Annotated in this window: 19 protein-coding genes and 1 pseudogene; 12 read left to right on the top strand and 8 right to left on the bottom strand. The window is 60.8% G+C overall.

The window, feature by feature from the left end:
• Positions 1–79: 79 nt before the first annotated feature.
• Entirely contained in the window at positions 80–2,269 is a 2,190-nt protein-coding gene (locus tag AC1D0N_RS06695) for an adenylate/guanylate cyclase domain-containing protein (protein ID WP_477242645.1), read from the top strand.
• A gap of 12 nt (positions 2,270–2,281) precedes the next feature.
• On the opposite strand, the gene AC1D0N_RS06690 is transcribed toward AC1D0N_RS06695, so the two are convergent.
• Positions 2,282–2,785, bottom strand: a complete 504-nt coding sequence (locus AC1D0N_RS06690) for a YHS domain-containing (seleno)protein (protein ID WP_477242644.1) — start codon at positions 2,783–2,785, stop codon at positions 2,282–2,284.
• Positions 2,786–2,797: 12 nt separating this feature from the next.
• Complete coding sequence (locus AC1D0N_RS06685) at positions 2,798–3,388, bottom strand: ankyrin repeat domain-containing protein (protein WP_477242643.1); 591 nt, start codon at positions 3,386–3,388, stop codon at positions 2,798–2,800.
• A 376-nt stretch (positions 3,389–3,764) separates the two neighbouring features.
• On the opposite strand from AC1D0N_RS06685, the gene AC1D0N_RS06680 reads away from it, so the two are divergent.
• Positions 3,765–4,832, top strand: coding sequence for an aminopeptidase (locus AC1D0N_RS06680; RefSeq protein WP_477243107.1), 1,068 nt, complete (start codon positions 3,765–3,767; stop codon positions 4,830–4,832).
• Between the two features lie 160 nt (positions 4,833–4,992).
• Here the strand turns inward: AC1D0N_RS06680 and AC1D0N_RS06675 are convergent, their stop codons facing one another.
• Positions 4,993–5,883, bottom strand: a complete 891-nt coding sequence (locus AC1D0N_RS06675; RefSeq protein WP_477242642.1) for a LysR family transcriptional regulator — start codon at positions 5,881–5,883, stop codon at positions 4,993–4,995.
• 210 nt (positions 5,884–6,093) lie between these two features.
• Here AC1D0N_RS06675 and AC1D0N_RS06670 point away from each other — a divergent pair.
• Positions 6,094–6,966 (top strand): annotated as a pseudogene (locus AC1D0N_RS06670) (DMT family transporter); the annotation flags it as partial.
• A 149-nt stretch (positions 6,967–7,115) separates the two neighbouring features.
• Positions 7,116–7,871, top strand: coding sequence for a haloacid dehalogenase type II (locus tag AC1D0N_RS06665; protein ID WP_477242641.1), 756 nt, complete (start codon positions 7,116–7,118; stop codon positions 7,869–7,871).
• A gap of 340 nt (positions 7,872–8,211) precedes the next feature.
• On the opposite strand, the gene AC1D0N_RS06660 is transcribed toward AC1D0N_RS06665, so the two are convergent.
• The 3 genes from AC1D0N_RS06660 to gloA2 form a co-directional block, all read right to left on the bottom strand.
• Positions 8,212–8,499 (bottom strand): hypothetical protein, encoded by a 288-nt coding sequence (locus AC1D0N_RS06660; RefSeq protein ID WP_477242640.1) that lies wholly within the window; start codon positions 8,497–8,499, stop codon positions 8,212–8,214.
• Positions 8,500–8,813: 314 nt separating this feature from the next.
• On the bottom strand, positions 8,814–9,047 hold the full coding sequence (locus AC1D0N_RS06655) for a hypothetical protein (protein ID WP_477242639.1): 234 nt from the start codon (positions 9,045–9,047) through the stop codon (positions 8,814–8,816).
• A gap of 272 nt (positions 9,048–9,319) precedes the next feature.
• Positions 9,320–9,703: an SMU1112c/YaeR family gloxylase I-like metalloprotein gene (gloA2, locus tag AC1D0N_RS06650; protein ID WP_477242638.1), complete on the bottom strand. Its 384-nt coding sequence runs from the start codon at positions 9,701–9,703 to the stop codon at positions 9,320–9,322.
• Positions 9,704–10,096: 393 nt separating this feature from the next.
• On the opposite strand from gloA2, the gene AC1D0N_RS06645 reads away from it, so the two are divergent.
• Positions 10,097–10,636 (top strand): flavodoxin domain-containing protein, encoded by a 540-nt coding sequence (locus AC1D0N_RS06645; RefSeq protein ID WP_477242637.1) that lies wholly within the window; start codon positions 10,097–10,099, stop codon positions 10,634–10,636.
• 62 nt (positions 10,637–10,698) lie between these two features.
• Positions 10,699–11,148, top strand: a complete 450-nt coding sequence (locus AC1D0N_RS06640; protein WP_477242635.1) for a pyridoxamine 5'-phosphate oxidase family protein — start codon at positions 10,699–10,701, stop codon at positions 11,146–11,148.
• On the opposite strand, the gene AC1D0N_RS06635 is transcribed toward AC1D0N_RS06640, so the two are convergent.
• Positions 11,123–12,430 carry a mechanosensitive ion channel family protein gene (locus AC1D0N_RS06635; protein ID WP_477242633.1) on the bottom strand — a complete coding sequence of 436 codons (1,308 nt, stop codon included), beginning with the start codon at positions 12,428–12,430 and terminating at the stop codon, positions 11,123–11,125. The two genes, AC1D0N_RS06640 and AC1D0N_RS06635, sit on opposite strands and share 26 nt — an antisense overlap.
• 579 nt (positions 12,431–13,009) lie before the next feature.
• On the opposite strand from AC1D0N_RS06635, the gene AC1D0N_RS06630 reads away from it, so the two are divergent.
• The 6 genes from AC1D0N_RS06630 (at position 13,010) to AC1D0N_RS06605 (ending at position 19,430) form a co-directional block, all read left to right on the top strand.
• A complete protein-coding gene (locus tag AC1D0N_RS06630; RefSeq protein ID WP_477242631.1) occupies positions 13,010–14,311 on the top strand; it encodes an ABC transporter substrate-binding protein in 1,302 nt (433 codons plus the stop codon).
• A 156-nt stretch (positions 14,312–14,467) separates the two neighbouring features.
• Entirely contained in the window at positions 14,468–15,394 is a 927-nt protein-coding gene (locus tag AC1D0N_RS06625) for a carbohydrate ABC transporter permease (RefSeq protein ID WP_477242629.1), read from the top strand.
• Positions 15,387–16,253 carry a carbohydrate ABC transporter permease gene (locus tag AC1D0N_RS06620; protein WP_477242627.1) on the top strand — a complete coding sequence of 289 codons (867 nt, stop codon included), beginning with the start codon at positions 15,387–15,389 and terminating at the stop codon, positions 16,251–16,253. Before AC1D0N_RS06625 ends, AC1D0N_RS06620 begins: the two co-directional genes overlap by 8 nt.
• Before the next feature lie 34 nt (positions 16,254–16,287).
• Entirely contained in the window at positions 16,288–17,397 is a 1,110-nt protein-coding gene (locus AC1D0N_RS06615) for an ABC transporter ATP-binding protein (protein WP_477242625.1), read from the top strand.
• A gap of 69 nt (positions 17,398–17,466) precedes the next feature.
• Complete coding sequence (locus AC1D0N_RS06610; RefSeq protein WP_477242623.1) at positions 17,467–18,486, top strand: LacI family DNA-binding transcriptional regulator; 1,020 nt, start codon at positions 17,467–17,469, stop codon at positions 18,484–18,486.
• Between the two features lie 110 nt (positions 18,487–18,596).
• Positions 18,597–19,430, top strand: coding sequence for a GyrI-like domain-containing protein (locus AC1D0N_RS06605; RefSeq protein ID WP_477242621.1), 834 nt, complete (start codon positions 18,597–18,599; stop codon positions 19,428–19,430).
• Between the two features lie 90 nt (positions 19,431–19,520).
• Here the strand turns inward: AC1D0N_RS06605 and AC1D0N_RS06600 are convergent, their stop codons facing one another.
• Complete coding sequence (locus AC1D0N_RS06600; protein WP_477242619.1) at positions 19,521–20,456, bottom strand: bifunctional helix-turn-helix transcriptional regulator/GNAT family N-acetyltransferase; 936 nt, start codon at positions 20,454–20,456, stop codon at positions 19,521–19,523.
• Positions 20,457–20,511: the final 55 nt, after the last annotated feature.

Raw genomic sequence — 20,511 nt, 5'->3', positions numbered from 1 at the left:
GGCACACACTCGCGTCCGACGCGGGACTAGAATAGGCTGCACCGAAGCCGCTTGATCGACCGGGAGGGCGCAGGCAGGTATGGAGCGAAGGCTTACCGCGATACTTGCTGCCGATGTGGTCGGATACAGCACGCTCATGGGCGAGGATGAGGTCGGTACACTCGAGCGGTTGAAAAGTTGCCGTCGCGAACTGGTCGACCCCGCGATCAAGGAATTCCACGGGCGCATTATCAAGCTCATGGGCGACGGCGCGCTGGTCGAGTTCGCCAGCGTCGTCGATGCCGTCCAGTGCGCGGCCATGATCCAACGCCGGATGGCCGATCGCAATAAAGGCACCGCCGATGCCCGGCAGATCCGGTTTCGCATCGGCGTCAATCTCGGCGACGTCATCGTCGAGGAAAATGACATCTACGGCGATGGCGTCAACATCGCCGCGCGACTGGAGTCGATGGCCGAGCCGGGAGGTGTATGTATCTCGGGCACGGCGTTCGATCACGCGCTGCACAAGGTTGATGTCGGCTTTGCCAGTCTTGGCGAGCAGCGCCTGAAGAACATCGCCGATCCGGTTCGCGCGTATCGGCTGCTGCTGGATCCTGCAGCCGCAGGGAAAATCAAGGTGGCGGTTCGCCGACCGGTATCCCCCCGGGCGATCGTGATGGCAGGAATCGCGGTCCTGCTCGTCGTGCTCCTTGCAGGATTGTTTGCGTGGCAATCGGGGACATCTTCCCTGGCCGAGCGACCATCGGTTGCCGTGCTGCCGTTTACAAACCTCGGGGGTGATCCGAGCCAGGACTATTTTGTGGACGGCATCACCGAGGATTTGATCACCGACCTCACCAAGCTTTCCGGTCTGGACGTCATCGCGCGCAACTCGGTGTTCGCCTACAAGAACAAGCCTGCAGCGCTGGCCGATGTCGCGCGCGACCTTGGTGTCCGCTACGTCGTCGAGGGGAGCGTCCGCCGCACCGGCGAGCAGATCCGCCTCAACGCCCAGCTTATCGATACGGCAACGGGCGACAATCTGTGGGCCAACCGGTTCGACCGCGGCATGGCTGGCGTGTTTGCCGTCCAGGAAGAGATGAGCGGGGAGATCGCCAAAGCGCTTGGCATGCAACCTTCGGCAGCGGAAAGCGAGCGCATGGCACGCCCGCCGACGAACAATCTCGAGGCCTACGACTATTATCTCCAAGCCGAGACGGCGTCACGCAACGTCCTGCTGGCCGGGCTGCGGGAGGCGCTTGCGCTCTATGAAAAGGCGGAGGGGCTCGACCCAGCGTTCGCGGAAGCCTTTGCGGCCGACGCGCGCACGACAGTCTATATCTGGCGCGAGGCCTTCAACGACATCATGCAGAGCGCGCCCGCGCGCAAGCGAGCCTATGAGAAGGCTAGCCGAGCTTTGGAACTCGAACCGGACCTTTCATCGCCCTATGCCATTCTCGGTATCATGCAGGTCGTGAATCGCCGCTACGAAGATGCGATTGCCTCTGCCAAGAAGGCTGTTTCAATCGGTCCGGGCGATGCAGAGGCGCAAGCAGCCCTTGGATATGTTCAGTTATGCGCCGGCAATTATGCCGAGGCAGCCGCAGCGGTCGAGACAGCGCTCAGGCTCGACCCCAACCTTTCACCCATCAACAGGGAAACTGCAGGGCTGGTTTTTCTTCTTCAGGGGAATGTCGATAAAGCGATCGAGACTCTCGAACGCACCCGCGACGATGCGTCCACGGTTGGCAACTTTCGGTTTACACTCGCTGCGGCGTATGTCCGCGGCGGCCGTCTGCCGGATGCGAAAGCCGAAATCGCAGCTGGGCTCCACCTCGTAGCAGGGTCCAGCTACGTGGACTCTTTGGCTGGGTGGCAGATGACTCATGCACACTTCCGGAACCCGCAGGATCTGGCGATCCTCGTCAACGCACTGCGCCAGGCAGGCCTACCCCAATGGCGCTATGGCTTTACCCCGGACGAGCATGACCAGTTGAAGGGTGCTGAGATCGCGTCCCTCGTCACTGGCCATACATTGCAAGGCCAGATCGAACCCGGTCTGCAACCAGCCTTCCTTCAGATCGGGAGCGACGGCAAGGCAGCCTTCCGCACGACGACGCGGCTGGTCACCGAGACCGTCTACGTCGATGGCGATCTCTTGTGCGAGCAGAGCGAGAACCTGTTCGGGCGCCCCGACTGCGGTCCCGTCTACAGACGCAATGACGAAGCCGGCAAAGGCTACTCCTATGCCAATACAAGCAAGGTGTTTCACTTCACGGTCGTCCAGTAGGCGAACCTGGTCTCAGTGATACTTGTCGAGCTCCAAATTGGCCGCGACCTTCGGCCAGTTGGCATCGGCTTTCGGTATTTCTTCAGCTGCATGCGCGGCGAAACTGTCCGCATTGCCGACATCGTAGATCAGGTAGAGCTTGCCATCGATAATCTTGAATGCTTCCGGATCGACGTTGATCGTGACCCCACCGCCCACGACTTCGCCGGCACAGTAGCCGCCATATTGAGGAGCGTACTTGACCGGTTCGCTCATGAACATTTCCTGGTGTTTCTTGCTGGCGAAATGCCAGGGTGTCCCCAGCCAGTCATAGGTGAACTCTTCGGAGCCCTTCACAGCCTTGCCGTCAGTGAAGTAAGCGACCGTGTCGTAGCCCATGATCGCCACACCTCCGAAATAGCCGGTGTTTACCGAATCGTCCGCCCAGGCCGATCCCGCGCCGGCGACCGCAGCGACCGCGACCAGGGCGGCCGCCCCCAAATTCCGAACCAGTCGTGACTTGATCATCGTGCTCATCTGCATCCTCCTTCAATCGTGGATTTCTGCGCACTTCGCCGCGTTCGCCTCGCCAAGGATTTTGGCTTGGCAGGTACCGCCATGGCGTTTGAACAGTCGTAAGATTTCCGTGTTGCCCTTCCAGAATGCGCGCGTTGTCGGCATGTAGCCATGACCCTCGGGATGGTTCACATCCGCACCTTTCGCGATAAGAAATTCGGCCAGTTCAAGGTGGTTTTCCTCGCCGGCCACCAACAACGGCGTAGCGCCCGCCTTGTTGGCGGCATCGTCGAGCACCGCGCCTTTTTCCAGCAGCAGCTTGGCGACCGGCAGGCTGCCCGAGAAGGCCGCCGCATGAAGCGGGGTAAAGCCGCCCGAGTTACGCGCCATGACGTCGGCGCCCTTGCCCAACAGGAATTCGGCGATTTCGGGCTGGTTGTCGAGCGCTGCAGCGATAAGGAGGGTTGCCTGGTCGCGTGCCCGGCTGTCGACGTCGGCACCGCCTGCCAGGGCTTGCTCGACGGCACCCTTGTCGCCGGCGGCGATGGAGTCGAACAATTGCTCACCTGCGGCTGCAGTTGTAGCCGCCAATACCAGCATTCCAAGTGCCAGCAGTCCGCGCATGACGCAGGGGTAGCATATATTAGCCTGGAATCATACAAGCTGCGTGGGGCTTATCGGGGCAGATGCTGGCGGAGGCGCGGCCGGACATTGCGAACGCGGCCTAGGGCGGGAAAGGCACTATGGCGACTGACTTCGTTCGCAAGCACAGGTCCAGTTCGGATTTTTAAAGAGCGCCGATTACGGAGGGCCTCCCAAAGCTTGGATGCGCTGGGTGGCCTCGCGCATGATCGCCTAGCTTGCCAAAGGCGAAAATCCGACCCGCTGCCCCGCAGACCTTGACGAAAATCGATGCGCCTGTTTGAGACACGCGGCAAATGGGGCATCTGCTCCGTGGGGAGATGAGCAAGCGGTGGGCAAACTGAAGCGCGTTCTTCGAATGCTTGCCGCGATGATCGTGGCCTCCGCTGTGACCGGCTGCACCAGCGTTTCCTACTACGCGCAGTCGCTGGAGGGTCATGTGCAGATCATGGCCGCTCGCAGAAATGTCGGGAAGCTCATCCATGATCCTTCCACGCCTAAGGCATTGCGCGCCAAGTTGACGTCGGCGAGCGCCATACGTCGGTTTGCGACAGATGAACTGGCGCTGCCCGAAAACAACAGCTACCGCAGCTATGTCGACATCCATCGGGACGCCGTGACCTGGGCCGTTTTTGCCGCGCCGCAATTCTCGCTCGCGCCAATAACATGGTGCTTTCCGGTCTTCGGCTGCGTTCCATACCGGGGCTACTTCTCTCGGAAATCCGCGGCTGAAAGCGCGGCCGAGCTTCAGAGACAGGGGCTGGACGTCTATGTCTCAGGCGTCACCGCATATTCCACACTGGGCTGGTCCAGTGACCCGCTGCTAAGCACCATGCTGCGTCAGGACGACACCTATCTCGCAAGCCTTGTTTTTCATGAACTGGCGCATCAGCGCCTCTATGTGGATGACGATTCCGCATTCAATGAGGCTTTCGCGGTTGCCGTCGAAACCACCGGCGTCAGGAAATGGCTGCGCGCCGCTGGCGACAAGGCCGGATTGCGCCGCTACGAAGCTGATCGCAAGCGCGGCGCCGATTTTCTCGGACTGGTTTCGAAAACCCGAGAGGAGTTGAGGCAGGTCTATGAAAGTTCCCGTACCCCGGAGCAGATGGCGGTCGCCAAGGCAGCCACGATCGACAGGCTGCGGATGCGCTACCGGCAGATGCGCGACAGACGCTGGGCCGGATACCGGAGATACGATGCCTGGTTCGATGCCCCGATCAACAACGCAAAGCTCGCCGCGACTGCTGTCTACGGCGAACAGGTTCCGGCCTTTCTCCGCTTGTTCGATTTGTGTTCCGGCGATTATCCAAGGTTTTACGCTGCTGTTCGACGGATCGCGGATTTGCCCAAACCTTCGCGTGCCGAAGCACTCAAGGCTGCGGATACGTGCAGACTTGAACAAGCACGAGGGCCTGGCCTCTGAATGCTCCGATGTCAGATGGGCCGAAAAACTAGCCAGAATGAAGCCGTTCCGCTGGCGACCCCATCGTGGCCGCAACTTCCTCGTCGACTTCGCTGTCTATGGACGAACTGCCGGCGAGCAGCCGAAGGGTTGGCGTGCCAGCTTTCGCGGCGCGACGCGCTCAGACGGCGATTTGAAGCGCCCCGTAACGCTTTACTTCAGCCTCGATCTCCCTGACCAACGTCTCTAGCGCGGGATTTCGGGAGTTGCGGGCGCGTCTGATTACATAAGCAAGGTCTGGAGGCTTGGGAAATATGTTGTCGGCAATCTCCATATCGGGCTGCAGGTACCGCTGACTTAAGAGTGCGACGCCGAGCCCCGCCATTACGCCTGCAGTGATGCCGGCTGCGCTGGAGCATTCGAACACGGTCTCGAACACCGTATCCTCGTCCTGCCCTACGTCGATGCCCCAGCGCCGGTAAAAGCAATTCTCATCGAAGGAAAGAAATGGGACCGGCTTCCCGTTCGGCAGAACCAGGTCGCGAGATTTCACCCAATGCAGCGTCTCGCGGAACAGAAGGATGTCGGCGGGGCGGACCTCGTGCTGGAATACTTGGATGATGGCGGCATCAATCGCTCCTTGGCCCAGCAGCTCCTGCAACACGAGGCTCATGCGAACTTGCGTGCGTACGCTCACCTCCGGGTAGAGCCGGCGAAACCGGCCAAGAATGCGCGAAAGATCCGTGCAGGTCGTATCCTCGGTCATTCCCAGCGCGATCTTGCCTTGCAAAGGGCTTTTCGACAGGCTCAGGACCGCCTCGTCATGGATGCCCAGAATGCGCCGCGCATAGACAAGCAGATCCTGTCCGGCCGTGGTGAACATCTGCGCGTTTGCTTTCCGGGTGAGGATTTCGCAGTCGAGACTCGTTTCGAGTCTCTTGATCTTGTGGCTGACTGCCGATTGCGACAAGCCGAGAATTTCGGCCGCGCGCGTGACGCCGCCGTGCTTCTCGATCGCGACCAGTGCGCGTAAGGCGTCGACATCCAGGCGGCGGCTCATCACTCCGGCCATGACATTCCTCGCTCGATACAAAAGCAATGCGCCGATTTCTGATCCACCGACGCTCTTTAAGGCAACAGTATATGCTGATTTTAGTGGCTATTTCCATGAACGTATCGAAATTTGTCATGTGCAAATTTGCGTTGGTGTCGCCAATAGTCTGGCCAACATCGGCCGTGCTCCGCTTCGGGGGCCACGGGCAGGCCTGAATAAAGAGATCCCATGACGCTCCGGCGAACCAAAACCCACCGTCTCGTATGGCCAATAATGGCAACGGTCCTGGTCATAAGCTGGAGTTCTGGTTTCGTCGGCATCCGCTACGCCAGCGAGAATGCCGATGTCATGCTGGTGCTGTTCTGGCGGACCTTGATGTCCGGATTGATCCTCTTGCCATTTGCTCTCCTGATCGGATCGCGCATAAGCGGGCGTGCCTTGATCCAGCAGATGGCCTTCGGCATGGCGATGATGTTCCTCTATCTAGGCGGATTCGCGCTTGCCATCGGTCAGCGCGTGCCGACTGGCCTTGTCGCGCTGATTTCCGATCTTGTGCCTCTCGCCATCGCGGCCTTGTCGCAGCCCGTTCTGGGACAACGATTGACCGGGAGACAATGGATCGGAACGGCTCTTGGAGTGGCCGGCGTGCTTATCGTCTCGCTGGACAACCTGACCGTCGGGACGGCCCCGGCCTGGGCATATGTGTTGACAGCCGCTTCCATGACGGTTTTGGCGCTGACAACCGTAGTGCAGAAGCGGATGGGGACGATCAATATGCCCATCCATCAGAGCCTGTGCATTCAATGCTTGACGGCGGCGATCCTTTTCGCCGCTTGCGCCGAATGGAATGGCGGGCTGATGCCGCCCCTCGATGCCCGCTTCGGGTGCGGCATCGCCTGGCTGGTGCTGTTTTCGACCTTCTTCTGCTACGGCACGTACTATGTAAGCCTGCGCCTTTACACGGCATCACAGGTCAGCAGTGTGATCTATCTCAGCCCGCCGGTGACGATGCTCTGGGGCTGGTCGATGTTCGGAGAGCCGCTTTCGACGGCGATGTTCCTGGGCCTTGCGGTGACACTGTTCGGTGTTTGGTACATGTCGTCGAACAACTCACCGTCGAAGGACGCGGCAGTTTTCAGTTCAGTCAGCAGGAACGCCGGCTCTTTTATCGCCGAGGGCGGATTCGATCTCATGGTTGACCGCGATCTACGCCAGCGTTGGTTCAACCATGGACATCAAGGAGGTAACCCATGAAGCTCACAGATTTCAAAGCCCTCACCTTCGACTGCTACGGCACCCTTATAGATTGGGAATCCGGAATGATCGACGGCCTGAGGCCGCTGACCGAAAGGGCTGCCCGGAGCTTAGGCCGGAATGACATTCTGGAGGCGCACGCTCGGCACGAATCTGGCCAGCAGAAATGGACTCCGGAGAAACGCTACTGCGACCTTCTGCCGATCGTTTACAAGCGACTTGCGGAGGAATGGGGTGTCATCGTCACTCAAGAGGAATGCGTGGCGTATGGCGAAAGCGTGAAGAATTGGCCGGCTTTTGCCGACTCCGTGGAAGCCTTGCAGTATCTCAAAAAGCACTACAAGCTGATCATCCTCTCCAACGTCGACAACAAAAGCTTCTCGTTTAGCAACAAGAAGCTCGGCGTAGATTTCGACGCGATCTATACGGCGGAGGATGTCGGCTCCTACAAACCTTCCGACCGGAACTTCAACTATATGCTCGAAAATCTCGGGACGATCGGAGTCGAGAAGCGACAAATCCTACACACCGCGGAAAGCATGTTCCACGATCACACTCCTGCCAAACGCTTCGGTCTAACATCGTGCTGGATCTATCGCAGGCATGCGGACCAGGGCTTCGGCGCCACGATGAATCCCGGCGACATACCGACGGTGGATTTCCGCTTCGACTGCATGGCCGACCTCGTCAAGGCGCACGCTGAAGAATTGCGGGCGGCTGATACCCGAGCCGCCAGGCCGCCTACTGCGTGACAGCAGGCGGAGATCGGTTCGTCTCGCCGCCCCACAGCTTTCCAAAAAAGCCGGACAGAATGTTCGGACCCGCTTCGCCCGGCCGCGGTCTGATCCCGTCCTCGAATCCGTTCAGCGTCACGCACTCGAAACCGTGATGTGCAAGGCGTCACACCCCGTTATCAAAAGACGCAGAGGTGGCGTCCCACCCTCCACGACGTGGTCGCGAAAGAGGCGAACCGTTCCTTGTTGGGCAGTGGTCCTGAAGGCCGCACCAGCCGCTCACGCTGTAGCAAGCGGCGACGAGCCCGACACGATGCCAAAAGCGTCTTCGCGACGGCGCCAGGGGCCGTACCAGACTCTATGTTCCCTTGACGATTCTCGGCTTCATCGGTCGGCGGGATTGAGCCACGCTCTCGATGGTCAAGGCCAACCGCTTCTCGTCTTCGATGGCGCGATCGACTGCCTCGATTTCCTCTTGGAGATCCTTCAGCTCGGCTCCGTAGCTGGCACCGTCGCTGTCGCCAATCTGAAAGCCACTTGCCCGCATGGCGTCGCGAGTATGGTGCACGTTACGGACTCCTTCGCGTCGAGTCGCGACCAGAATTTCCCTGAACTCTCTAAGACGTTCAACGTGATTGCGAGGCATTTGCGTTCTCCTATTTCGTCGTCATCGTCGCCGACGGCGATTCAGCCCCCGCAAAAACCCTACGGCGCAGAAGGTTTAAGCGCCTCTAAGAGATACGCTCGACAGAGCATGAATGCGGAAGCTCAAATTTGAACGTCTTGCAAATTTGGAGACGGCAGCTGGAACTGGGTTGGGACTGCGCGCCTCGCTGCTCGGCGCTGCTCGGCGCTCTTGCTGGTCCATCCGGCTGCCGATTTGGATCGCGAGGGCTCGTCTATGAGCGCACAACTCGGATCGGCCGGGCACGGCACGCTTGAGATCGCCAGCGGGCGGCTCTACTGGTCCGAAAACTTCACGCTCACGCCGCGCTGCCGAAAATAGGCCTGCATCAACTTGCGGCCCTGGCGGTTGTTCTGCGCCAGCTTGGTCGGATCGAACATCGCCTGTTTCATCCCCTCTCGTACCAGCGCCGCCTTGAGCGTCGCGATATGTGCGTCGATGTCGGCATTGTCCGCCCGCAGCGAGGCATAGATCGTTTCGGTCGCCTCGGCCACGGTCGGTTCGCTCATAGGTGTCGTCCTTTGGTTGATTGGGCGGCGGCTTAGCACAGATTCGTGGCACGCCGATACCGATGAGACCCTCAGTACGCAGCGCCCGGGTTTTGGCAAGCGACAACAGGGGCGCTGCGAACTTGCAAGGGTAGATGTCAACCAATTTGCGACAATGGTAACCGGCGCCGAAGCTCGATGCATTCTCATCTCGTGACCATCGCAACCTTGCCGTTGGCGATGGAAGTGGCGTTCCCACATCCGATGACGTGGTCGCGAAAGCTAACTGTTCCTTATGGGGCTTCGTAGAGTTCCAGCGGCAGTCCATCTGGGTCTCTGAAAAAGGTAAACCGTTGGTCTGTATAGGGGTCGATCCGGATTGGCTCAACGGCAACGCCGGCGGCTTCCAGGCGCATGATTACGGGATCAAGATCAGCCACGGCAAATGCCAGATGTCTCAGGCCTGTCGCCTCTGGATGGGACGGCCGCATCACTGGTGCAGGGAAGGAGAACAATTCCAGTTGGACGGACCCGATCCGCAGATCCGCCTTCCATGACTGCCGCTCTTCCCGAAAGACCTCCCGGATCAGTTCGAGGCCGAGGAGTTCGACGTAGAACCGTCGCGACCGGTCGTAGTCGGTGCAGATGAGCGCGACGTGGTGAATGGCGTTCAGCATGCTACGAACTCTAGCCAAGCCGGGATTTCAGGCCAAGGTCACCATCGGGTACGCGGGGCACTTTGTTGATGTCGCCATTCGCGAGGGTAGCCTTGTCCGGATTGGGCACAGCGTCGGATGGTCGGCCTGCCCGTTGTCTGTCAGTGCCCCGCCCAGGCCCCGACGCAATAGAGCGCCTCAATCGCAGCGCGCCCGCCCCCGTGGCGGATGTCATAATCGGATGGCTTATGGTGCCGATCATGGCTCTGATCGGGTTCTTCGTGCCGCTGAGAAAAGCAGTTCGTGCAGCCCGTTCCATGGGCTATAATGCGCGCAGCATTGAGGTACCGGGATGCCGGGCTGGCTCGTATCAACCGTCCCTACGAATGTCTCGTCCGCTATCGGAGGGACATCGTGAATGTCCTGATTGTCTATGGAACGACTGAAGGGCAGACGGGGAAAATTGCCGCACGGGCGGCAACGCGTATTCGCGAGCGCGGGCACCAGGTCGAGCTGCTGGATAGCGCAGCGCTCGCATCCGATTTGAAGCTCGGACACTTCGACGCGTTCGTCATTGCCGCGTCGGTCCACCAGGAGCACCACCAGGAAACCGTCACGAACTTCGTATTTGCGCATCACGAGGCGCTGAGCACCAAGCCCTCGGCCCTCATATCCGTCAGTCTGTCGGCGGCGCTGGAAGACCAAAAGACGGAGGCTCAAAAGTATGTGGATCGCTTCGTCGCCGTGACAGGGTGGCAACCACGCCTGACCCTTCTTCTCGGGGGCGCATTGCGCTTCACCAAGTACGATTACTTTCAGGAGCAGTTCGTCAAATTCGTCGTCATGAAGAGCGGCGGCCCGAGCCCCGAGCGCGATCACGAATTCACTGACTGGAACGCACTCGCCGACTTCGTCGATCGATTTCTCGAGACGGCCAAACAAGGAGGTGCCTGAGTCCGGCGCAGCCTGCATCGAGATGCACAAAGTGAAGCTGGCCCTTTCACCTGGGGAGTCCCGTGATCGTCACTGAGATGACCGCCCAAGAATGCAGGATGCACCTGGCCGACAGCAGGGTCGGGCACCTCGCGTGCTTAAGGGACGGGATGCCGTACGTCGTACCGATCAGCTTCGTTTACGAGAACGGCCACATCTACAGCTTCTCCCTGATCGGCCAGAAGGTCCGGGCGATGCGCGAACATCCTCAGGTCTGCTTCGAAGTCGACGAGATTGCCAACCCTCGCAGCTGGTGGAGTGTCGTTGCTTTCGGCCTCTACGAAGAACTGGCCGAAGCGGGCCCTCGGCAGAATGAGCGCGACCATGCCTGGTCGCTGTTGCAGAAAGCGCGCCCCAACTGGTGGGAACCTGGCAGCGAGACACCTCACGCCGAGGACAAGGTGGCCAGTCCGCCTCACCTCTTCTTCCGCATCAACATCGAGAAGATCACCGGTCGTCGTGCCCTGGTCTGACCGGCCCAGCCTGTTTCATGATGATCTCGCGATGCGGATAAGGGATGCTTATGCCGTTTGCCTTGAACGTGTCCCACAGCGCCAGCAGCACTTTGCCGCGCACATTGGTCAGGCCTTGCTGCGGGTCTCGGATCCAGAAGCGCAGGACGAAGTTCAGTGAGGAGTCACCGAAGTCGGTCAGCCAGCAGACCGGTCGCCGGTCGGCCTCGACCCGGCCGACGCTGATCGCGGCCTCTATCGCCAGTTCGCTGACCTTGTGCGGATCGGCGTCGTAGGAGACGCCGAAGTTCACGTCGAGGCGCACGAGGTTGTCACTGAACGACCAGTTGATGACCCTCTGGGTGATGAAGTCCTCGTTGGGGATCAGGAATTCGCGGCCGTCGCGCGTCACCACCGAGACAAAGCGCGCCCGCAATTCGCGTATCCAGCCGAAGGTGCCTTCGAGCGAAATCGTGTCGCCCGGCTTGATCGACTTGTCGAGCAGGATGATCACGCCGGAGACGAAATTCGAGACGACCTTCTGCAGTCCGAAAGCGAGACCGACGCCAACGGCGCCGGAAAACACCGTCAGCGCCGTCAGGTCGAGACCGACGGCGGAAAGTGCCACGGCGCCGGCCACCAGCACGAGGCCGATCTTGGCGACCTTGCCGACGAGGACGCGGATCGACGGTGTCAGTTCCTCGGAGAGGCGGACGCGCTCATCGATGTAATTGCCGGCGACCACCGCAAGCCAGACCGTTGCGATCAGGAGCAGCGCCGCCTTCAGCACCATGAGGGCCGAAAGGCGAACCGCGCCTAGAGGGATTGCCAGGCCGTCGAGGAAGGCGGCCGCTTCGTCACTGACGCCCAGTATGACAAGGGCCGCGTAGATCCAGGCCAGCCAACCCAGCGTGCGCGCGACGAGGCGGTTGCGGATGATGCGCGACAGCACGGTCGCGAACAGCCACGCCAGCGAGAGCAACAGCGCGACGAGCAGGAGATGGGTGCGGCTCGGCCAGGTGATGACGAGCAACAAGTTGAGCGCGGCAAACAGGAAGATAATGAACAGGATCCAGTCGGTGCGCCGCAACAGCGCGATGACGACCCTTAAGAGTCCGGGATGGCCCTTGATCTGGCGTGCCTGGTTCTCGACGAGAGGCTCGACCCGCAGCGCCGCCAGCTTCGCCACGACAAAGAGCGAGGCGATGATGCCGACCTGATAGACGAACCATGGCGTGGCGGCATAGTCGAACCATCCACCGGCCCAGGCCAGCGCTCTATCGATGGCGTCGCGAAAATCCATTGCCATACGACCACTTGGCTAACGAACTGCAACTCGCGGTCCACAATGTCGTCGGCCTTGTGATTGGTCAAGTTGAGCTTGAGGATGGCTTTGTGAGCGGCAGCGGCGGAACAAATGCAGCAGGGCCCCCGCGAGGGGGCCTTGCCACTGATTCTTGCAAGATGATCGCCAGCCCTACTTCCCCATCACCTGCTTGGCGTTTTCTGCAGAGATCGCTGTCGTCTCCACCGTCACCGTCGGCTCCGCCGAAGTCGCGCAGTTGAGCAGGATCTTTTTCGACATCTCGATCGCTTCCTTGGCACCAGTCGGACAGGTGAAGGTCGCGACCCAGTCGACAATGCGGATTTCGCCTGCCCAATTTAAGAAACCTCAGAAAAAGCCAAAAATTGATCATCGAAGCGCTTGCGCAAGCGCTTCGATTGGATTAATTCAATCTCCGTGACGAATTTGGCGCCGTAGAGCCGCACCCCAAATTCGCCTTCGGAGGGTCAGCAACAGTCACTGCCGACACACGTCGCGCTCGCGCTTCGTGACGGCCTGGTGCTGCCTGCAAATTGTCAAACGGAACGGGAGGAATTGATGAACATCAAGCAGAACGGACTGTCTCGCCGCACCTTCGTAAAGGCCTCGGCAGCACTTGGCGCGACCGCCGTGGCGGCTGCCTCGGGAATCAAGATAGCGCGGGCCGCGCCGGCCGAACTCAGATATTTCTATCGGGCGCCATGGCCGTCTTCGGAGGTCTACGCCAACTGGCTGATCGACGAGTGGAACAAGAAGAACGGCGATCGGGTCCATGTCACCGGCGCCAGTGTCGACGGCGAGACCTACAAGACCAAGCAGACCATCGAGCTGTCTTCGAGCAATCCCCCGGATCTTTTCTATTCCTGGGAAGGCGGGCGCGGCAAGGAAATCGTCGACAACGGGTTCTCCGCCGATCTGACGCCCTACTACGAGAAATATGGCTGGGACAAGAAACTCAACCCGGCCGGCGTGACGCTGTCCGTCTACAACGGCAAGAAGCATTTCGTGCCGACCGAGATGTGCGCCTCCGTGGTCTGGTACCGCAAGGACATCTACGAGAAGCTTGGCCTCAAGGTTCCGACCACATGGGACGAGCTCATGGCCAACGCGCAGAAGGGCAAGGAGGCCGGCCTCGCCGCATTCATGCTGGCCAATCAGAAGAAATGGCCCTCGCAGTTCATGTGGTCGGCGATCCTGGTCAACAAGCACGGCCTGGACGTCTATGACGGGCTGATCAACGGCACCATTCCGTGGACCGACCCGCGTGCGGTCGATGTCACCGCCATGATGCAGAAGCTCGCCCAGGACGGCATGTTCGAGCCGTCGTTCAACTCGATCGACCTCGGGCCTGCCATGGTGCCGTGGACGCAGGGCCACGGCCTGCACTGGTATCAGGGCTCGTTCAATCTCGGCCGCTTCCGTGGCGACCAGCCGCAATGCTGCGTCGTGCCCATGGACTTCTTCCCGATGCCGGCCTTCCCGGGCAAGAAGCCGATCATGTCGGTGTTCGCCGAGGACACGATCATGATCCATGCGAACAGCCCGAACAAGGACGCCGCGGCGGAGTTCCTGGACTGGATGGTGTCTGACGAAGCGATGAGCAAGAAGCTCGAGATCGACAAGCCTTATCCGTCGAACGTCAATTCAGACCTGTCGCGGCTGAGCGAGATGGAGCAGCGCCTTGGCAAGGCAATGGCCGAGTCCGGCTCGTTCACCTTCATGCATGTCGACCATGCCACGCCGCCGGCGATCTCGGACAAGTTCCTCGACGGCGTCCAGGGTGTGCTGGCCGGCGCCATGTCGCCTGAAGACGCGATGAAGCTGACCGAGGACGAGGCGGCGCGCGTCAAGAAGTCCTAAGCGATGACCGAGCGGGAGAGGCGCAGCGCCCTTTTCCCGCATCCTCCCCGGCGGCGGTGCACTTCGGCGCATCGCCGCTTGGCGGGAGCCGCGTGCTGGTGAGCCCGACGCTGGCGCACACAGCCATTTCCCCGATCAATCGAAAGGCGCAACACCATGGCCAGCAGCGCAAGGCGCTTCGATGATGGCACCTTCGTCGGCTTCGCCCGCCAGCATGTGTTCGTAACCGTGTTCGGCGTCGCCGTGCCGTTGCTGGTGTTCGCCTGCTTCATCGGCTACCCGATCCTCTACACGATCTACCTCAGTTTCTTCGAATGGAACGGCATGGCGCCGCAGAAGAAATTCGTCGGCTTCGCCAACTACGCCTACCTGTTCCATGACAATTATTTCTACATAGCGCTGGTCAACAACGCCAAGTGGCTGGTCGTTTCGCTGGTCTTTCCGGTCTCGCTCGGTTTCCTGATCGCCTATGTGATGAAGGCGCGCCTGGTGTTTGCGCCATCGCTGTTGCGCACGATCGTGTTCTTTCCGGTGACGATGTCGCTGATCGCCGTCGGGCTGATGTTCCTGCTGATCCTCAATCCAGTATTCGGCGCCTTCGACACCTTGCTGCGGTCGGTCGGCCTCGGCTTCCTGGTGCATGAATGGTTCGGCGACTACCGCATCGCGCTCTACACGTTGGCGGTCATTTCCGGCTGGGCCTTCACCGGCATGCCGATGATCTTCTACTTCGCCGGCCTCGGCGACGTTCCGAAGGAGACATTCGACGCCGCGCGCATCGAGGGCGCGGGACATTGGCGCATGATCCGGAGCGTCGCCCTGCCCCAGCTGCGCCCCGTCACCGCGATCATCGTCATGCTGACGCTGTTCGAATCGCTGCGCGCGTTCGACCTGATCGCGGTGCTGACCAAGGGCGCGCCTTTCGGCATGACCAACGTGCTCGGCTATCTCGTCTACATGGAGAGCTTCTGGAATTCCCGCTTCGGCTACGGCGCTGCACTCAGCGTCGTCATCCTGGTGATTGCCGGGTCGCTGGCGGCTGTCCTGCTCGGCAAGGTCCTGAAGGGTGCTTTCGATGTCTGACACGACCATGATCGCCACTGGCCGCAGCCCCCTACTTGCGGTTCTGCCCAAACTTGCCGCAACCGCCCTCATGCTGGTGCTGGCGGCAGTATGGCTCGGGCCCCTGCTTTTGATCGTGATGACGTCGATCAAGTCGAACGCCGAATTTCTGGCGGGGCCTTTCGCCTTGCCGAAATCGCCGACCATCCAGCCCTATATCGACGTCTGGTTCGGGCTGGGGTTCGGCACGCTTTTGAGAAACAGCCTGATCTATGCGACGGCAGGCTCGGCGCTCGCGGTGACGCTGGCGCTGGTCCCCGCCTTTGCGCTCAGCCGCATGAACGTTCCGGGGCGCAAATGGATCTTCGGCCTTCTGCTGACCGGTCTCATGCTGCCGCAGCAGACGGTGCTGATCCCGCTCTACGACACGCTGCGCACATTCCACCTGCTGGACACCAAGATCGGCCTGATCATCGTCCACGGCGTTTACGGGATGCCGTTGCAGGTGCTGATCCTGCGCGGCTTCATGACGACAATTCCGCCGGAAATCGAAAAGGCCGCCTATGTCGAGGGCGCGACCGATTTCCAGGTTTTCTGCAAGGTGATCCTGCCGCTGTCGGTTCCCGGCATTCTCGTCGGCTACACGCTGAACTTCATCGCCATCTGGAAGGAATTCGTGTTCGGGCTGGTGTTCCTCAACAGCGAGGACAATTTTCCGGTGACGGTCGGCATGCTGAAACTGAACAGCGACCGCTACCTCGCCGTCTTCAACCTGCCGGCCGCGGGTCTCGTCATCTCGCAATTGCCGATCGTGCTGCTGTTCATCCTGACGTACCGTCAGATCTCGGGCGGCAACCTCTCGGGCGCGGTGAAGGGCTGATGTTCGGTGGCCTCTTTGCAACAAGGAATTTGTAATGGCTGATGTGTCCCTGAAGGACGTCGAGAAGCGCTATGCGATGGTGCCGGTTCTGTCCGGGCTGAACCTTGACATAGCCGACGGCGAATTCACCGTGCTGGTGGGTCCGTCCGGCTGCGGCAAGACAACGACGCTGAACATGATCGCTGGGCTGGAATCGATCACCGGCGGCACGCTGCGGATCGGCGGGCGCGACGTTACCACGCTGCCGCCGAAGGACCGCGACATCGCCATGGTGTTCCAATCCTATGCGCTGTTTCCGCACATGACGGTTCGCGACAACATCGCCTTTGGCATGAAGATCCGCAAAACCCCGAAGGCCGATATCGAAGCGCAGATACGGCAAGTCTCGCAGCGGCTGCATATCGATGACCTGCTCGACAGACTGCCCAAGGCGCTGTCCGGCGGCCAGCGTCAGCGCGTTGCGCTTGGCCGCGCGCTGGTCCGCCGTCCCGGCGTGTTCCTCATGGACGAACCTTTGTCCAACCTCGACGCGAAGATGCGCATCGAGGCGCGCAGTTTCCTGACCAAGATGCATCAGGAGATCGGAACAACCACAGTCTACGTTACGCACGACCAGGCGGAAGCCATGACCATGGGCAGCAAGATCGTGGTCATGAATGGCGGCAAGATCCAGCAGGCGGCGGCGCCGCTCGAAGTCTACAACCAGCCGGCCAACCAGTTTGTCGCCGGTTTCATCGGATCGCCTGCCATGAACTTCCTGCGCCTCGCATACGACGGCAGCTCGCTGTCGGACCAGGCCTGCGGGCTGCGGATCTTGGTCCCGGAGTGCCGGCGCGCGGCACTTGCCGGTCAGGTGGGAAAGGTGGTTACGCTGGGCGTGCGGCCGGAGCATTTCAGCATCCTGCCGCCCGGGGCAGCCTCAAGGGCCGATTCGATCGCCTTCAGTGTCGATGTGGTCCAGCATCTCGGTCATGAGATTCTTCTCGACCTCAGCATCGGCGATCACAGGTGCATCGCGCGGCTGCCGCCCAGCGACCGTTCCAAGCTTGGGGAAAGCCGGCTGTTTTCCATCGATATGGACCACGTCCATTACTTCCACGGCGACAGCGGTGAAAACCTCATTGATTATGCCCGGCAACAATGAATAGTCGGCGGCGGATCGGCGACTGGGGGCCGTTCTCCGGCAGGCGGGTGCCGCATCGAGGGTAAAGGGATGGCGAGAGCGACTGCAACGATCAGCGACGTCGCCCGCCGCGCCGGAGTGTCTACATCCACCGTGTCGCACGTCATCAACGGCACGCGGCTCGTCAGTCCGGAGAAAACCGCTCTCGTCAACGAGGCGATCGCCGCGACGGGGTATCAGCCGAACGCGCTAGCACGGTCGCTGGCGCGCAAGGTCAGCAACTATGTCGGCATCGCCGTATCCGCGATTACCAATCCCTATTTCAGCGACATCATCTGCGCCATCGAGAATGAGTGCGCCCGCCTCGGCCTACTGGTCTTCCTCGCCGATACGCGCGACGAGCCTGGCCATGAACTGGCCGTCGTTCAGGCGCTGCAGGAGCGGAGGGTCGACGGCATCATCCTGGCGCCGTGCGGCGACCCTGACAACGCAACCGTGCGCTATCTGGAAAGGAGCGGCATCCCGACCGTGCTCGTCGACCGGTTCACGGCGTCGGCCTTCGATCATGTCGGCGTCGAGAACAAGCAGTCCGTCGCCAACCTGGTTTCGCACCTGGCCGAATTCGGCCACAGGCGGATCGGCATGATCGGCGGCCATGCCGGTTTCAGCACCACGACGGAGCGCATAGAAGGCTACAGGCTTGGCCTGAAGCGCCACGGGATCGCCTTCGATCCGGAGTTGATACAGTCATCGAACCAGACTTTTGAATCTGCCCAAAACTCGACCACGGCGCTGCTGAACCTGACAAAACGGCCAACCGGTATCATTGCCGGAAACAACCAGACGACGATCGGCGCCGTGGCCGCCATCCGCAATGCGGGCCTCAGAATACCGCAAGACATATCGCTTGCAGGCTTCGACGACTTCGAGTGGGCGAACTATTTCGAACCACGGCTGACCCTTTTGGCGCAGCCCTGCGATGAGATTGGCCGCAAGGCCGCGCAGATGCTCGTCGAACGGATCGGCGGTTTGCACGCAGCACCTCGTTCGGTCAGGTTGAAATCGACCCTTGTTGTCAGGAACTCTTGCGCGGCTCCGGCGATTTCCTGAGCCTCTTGACGGATCGCGTCGGGATGCGAGCCGTCCTGATTTTGCGCCATGCGCAATTTCGATCAAACTGGTTTCGCGGAAAGACGGCAGCATGGTCCGCGAGGAGACACATGAACCCGACCGAGAAAGCCCTGTGGTTCGTCGAAAGCCACCTGCCGGAAGCGGTCTCGCTCGACGATGTCGCGCAAAGCAGCGGCGTGTCGCGCTTTCATGTGACCCGGGCCTTTGGCGCCGCTACCGGCCGTTCGGTGATGGGCTACATGCGCGCGCGCCGGTTGAGCGAAGCGGCGCGCAAGCTGGCGGGCGGCGCGCCCGACATCCTCTCGGTCGCGCTCGATGCCGGCTATGCTTCGCATGAGGCTTTCACCCGCGCCTTCCGCGACCAGTTCGGCACCACGCCGGAACTGGTGCGCGCGCAGGGCACGCTCAAAAACCTCGATCTCGTGGAGCCGATCCTGATGGACCAGTCCTTCCTCACCACGCTCGAGCCGCCGCGTTTCGAGACCAGCCGGCCGTTCCTCATCGCCGGGCTCGGTGAACGCTACAGCTGCGAAACCAGCGCCGGCATTCCGATGCAGTGGCAGCGTTTTGGTCCCTATATCGGCAACATTCCGGGCGATACCGGCGACGTCGCCTATGGCGTCTGCGTCAATGGCGACGACGCCGGCAATTTCGACTATATCGCCGGCGTCGAAGTGTCGGATTTTTCCGACCTGCCCAAGCAATTTTCGCGCGTTCGGGTGCCGGCGCAGAAATACGCGGTGTTCGCCCATCGCGAGCACATCTCGACCATCCGCCGCACGGTCAACACGATCTGGAACAAATGGCTGCCGGTCTCCGGCCATGAAATCGCCTATGCACCGGAGTTCGAGCGCTACGGCCCGGAATTCGATCCGCGCAGCGGCAATGGCGGGCTGGAGATCTGGATTCCGGTGAAGGGGTGAGGAGCGGTCGGCCTTAGGCCGATCAATCGACAACGATTTGTCGATTGAAGCGACGAACGCCCGAAGCCATAGCGAACGGCCGTAGCAACGCTACAAGTCGAGGTTCCAGTTCTGGCCGACCAGATCCTTGCCGAAGGAATGGTGGCGCTCCTCCTCGACGAGCTTGAAGCCCGCCGCTTCATAGATGCGTCGCGCCGAGACGAGGATGTCGTTGGTCCACAGCGTCAGCGTCTTGTAACCCCTGGCGCGGGCAAAACCAATGCATTCATCGACCAGCCGCTTGCCGATGCCCAATCCACGTGCCGAAGGCTCGACATAGAGCAGGCGCAGCTTCGCCACTTCCTCGGACTTGCGAACGAGAAAGACCGAGCCGACGACTTCCCCTTCCCGCTCCGCAATCCAGCTGCGTTCCCATTTCGGGTCGAAGGACTTGACGAACGCGCCGAGAATCTCGGCGACCAGCGCCTCATAGGTTTCGTCCCAGCCATAGTCCTGCGCGTAGAGCATGCCCTGGCGGCGCACGATCCAGCCGATGTCGCCGACCTGCAGGGGCCGCAGAATATAGGGGATTTTAGGCTCGAACCCCTCGCCCAGCAGGCGCTGCACGGTCTGCATGGCCTTGACCAGCCGATCCTGTTCCAGAGCGGGAAGCCGATCGAGCAGGGCCGCGACCTGGTCGTGAGAATCCCGGTTCAGCGGTGCGAAGGCCTGCCGCCCTGCCAGCGTCAGCACGATCGACGAGCGCCGCGCATCCGCTTCGGTCGCGGCGCGCTCGACCAGGCCGCGCTCCTCGAATTTCTTCAGCAAGCGGCTGAGATAACCTGCATCAAGGCCGAGATCGCGGGTAAGATCAGTGGCGCTTAGGCCATCGCGATTTGCCAATTCGTAGAGCACCCGCGCCTCGGTCAGCGAGAAGGCGCTTTTCAACAGCCCCTCGTCGAGCAGCCCGATCTGTCGGGTGTAGAAACGGTTGAAGGCGCGCACCGCGTCGATGCGCTCCTTGCCGGCTTGATGATGAATCGTCATGGCAGTCTCCTGCCCATACGATCGATCATTTACTTGACAGAGTCAACTAATCGAT

Source organism: Mesorhizobium sp. P2_E10 (assembly GCF_056404235.1).
The sequence above is the reverse complement of the archived record's forward strand: the minus strand, read 5'-3'. Positions and strand labels throughout refer to the sequence as shown.

Bases quoted from the DNA above. Each gene is read 5' to 3' on its own strand.
- AC1D0N_RS06610 (WP_477242623.1), top strand. From the start codon at position 17,467: ATGGCGAGAGCGACTGCAACGATCAGCGACGTCGCCCGCCGCGCCGGA.
- AC1D0N_RS06695 (WP_477242645.1), top strand. From the start codon at position 80: ATGGAGCGAAGGCTTACCGCGATACTTGCTGCCGATGTGGTCGGATAC.
- AC1D0N_RS06620 (WP_477242627.1), top strand. From the start codon at position 15,387: ATGTCTGACACGACCATGATCGCCACTGGCCGCAGCCCCCTACTTGCG.
- AC1D0N_RS06680 (WP_477243107.1), top strand. From the start codon at position 3,765: ATGCTTGCCGCGATGATCGTGGCCTCCGCTGTGACCGGCTGCACCAGC.
- AC1D0N_RS06665 (WP_477242641.1), top strand. From the start codon at position 7,116: ATGAAGCTCACAGATTTCAAAGCCCTCACCTTCGACTGCTACGGCACC.
- AC1D0N_RS06630 (WP_477242631.1), top strand. From the start codon at position 13,010: ATGAACATCAAGCAGAACGGACTGTCTCGCCGCACCTTCGTAAAGGCC.
- AC1D0N_RS06605 (WP_477242621.1), top strand. From the start codon at position 18,597: ATGAACCCGACCGAGAAAGCCCTGTGGTTCGTCGAAAGCCACCTGCCG.
- AC1D0N_RS06690 (WP_477242644.1), bottom strand. From the start codon at position 2,785: ATGAGCACGATGATCAAGTCACGACTGGTTCGGAATTTGGGGGCGGCC.
- AC1D0N_RS06635 (WP_477242633.1), bottom strand. From the start codon at position 12,430: ATGGATTTTCGCGACGCCATCGATAGAGCGCTGGCCTGGGCCGGTGGA.
- gloA2 (WP_477242638.1), bottom strand. From the start codon at position 9,703: ATGCTGAACGCCATTCACCACGTCGCGCTCATCTGCACCGACTACGAC.
- AC1D0N_RS06625 (WP_477242629.1), top strand. From the start codon at position 14,468: ATGGCCAGCAGCGCAAGGCGCTTCGATGATGGCACCTTCGTCGGCTTC.
- AC1D0N_RS06655 (WP_477242639.1), bottom strand. From the start codon at position 9,047: ATGAGCGAACCGACCGTGGCCGAGGCGACCGAAACGATCTATGCCTCG.
- AC1D0N_RS06615 (WP_477242625.1), top strand. From the start codon at position 16,288: ATGGCTGATGTGTCCCTGAAGGACGTCGAGAAGCGCTATGCGATGGTG.
- AC1D0N_RS06685 (WP_477242643.1), bottom strand. From the start codon at position 3,388: ATGCGCGGACTGCTGGCACTTGGAATGCTGGTATTGGCGGCTACAACT.
- AC1D0N_RS06675 (WP_477242642.1), bottom strand. From the start codon at position 5,883: ATGGCCGGAGTGATGAGCCGCCGCCTGGATGTCGACGCCTTACGCGCA.
- AC1D0N_RS06600 (WP_477242619.1), bottom strand. From the start codon at position 20,456: ATGACGATTCATCATCAAGCCGGCAAGGAGCGCATCGACGCGGTGCGC.
- AC1D0N_RS06660 (WP_477242640.1), bottom strand. From the start codon at position 8,499: ATGCCTCGCAATCACGTTGAACGTCTTAGAGAGTTCAGGGAAATTCTG.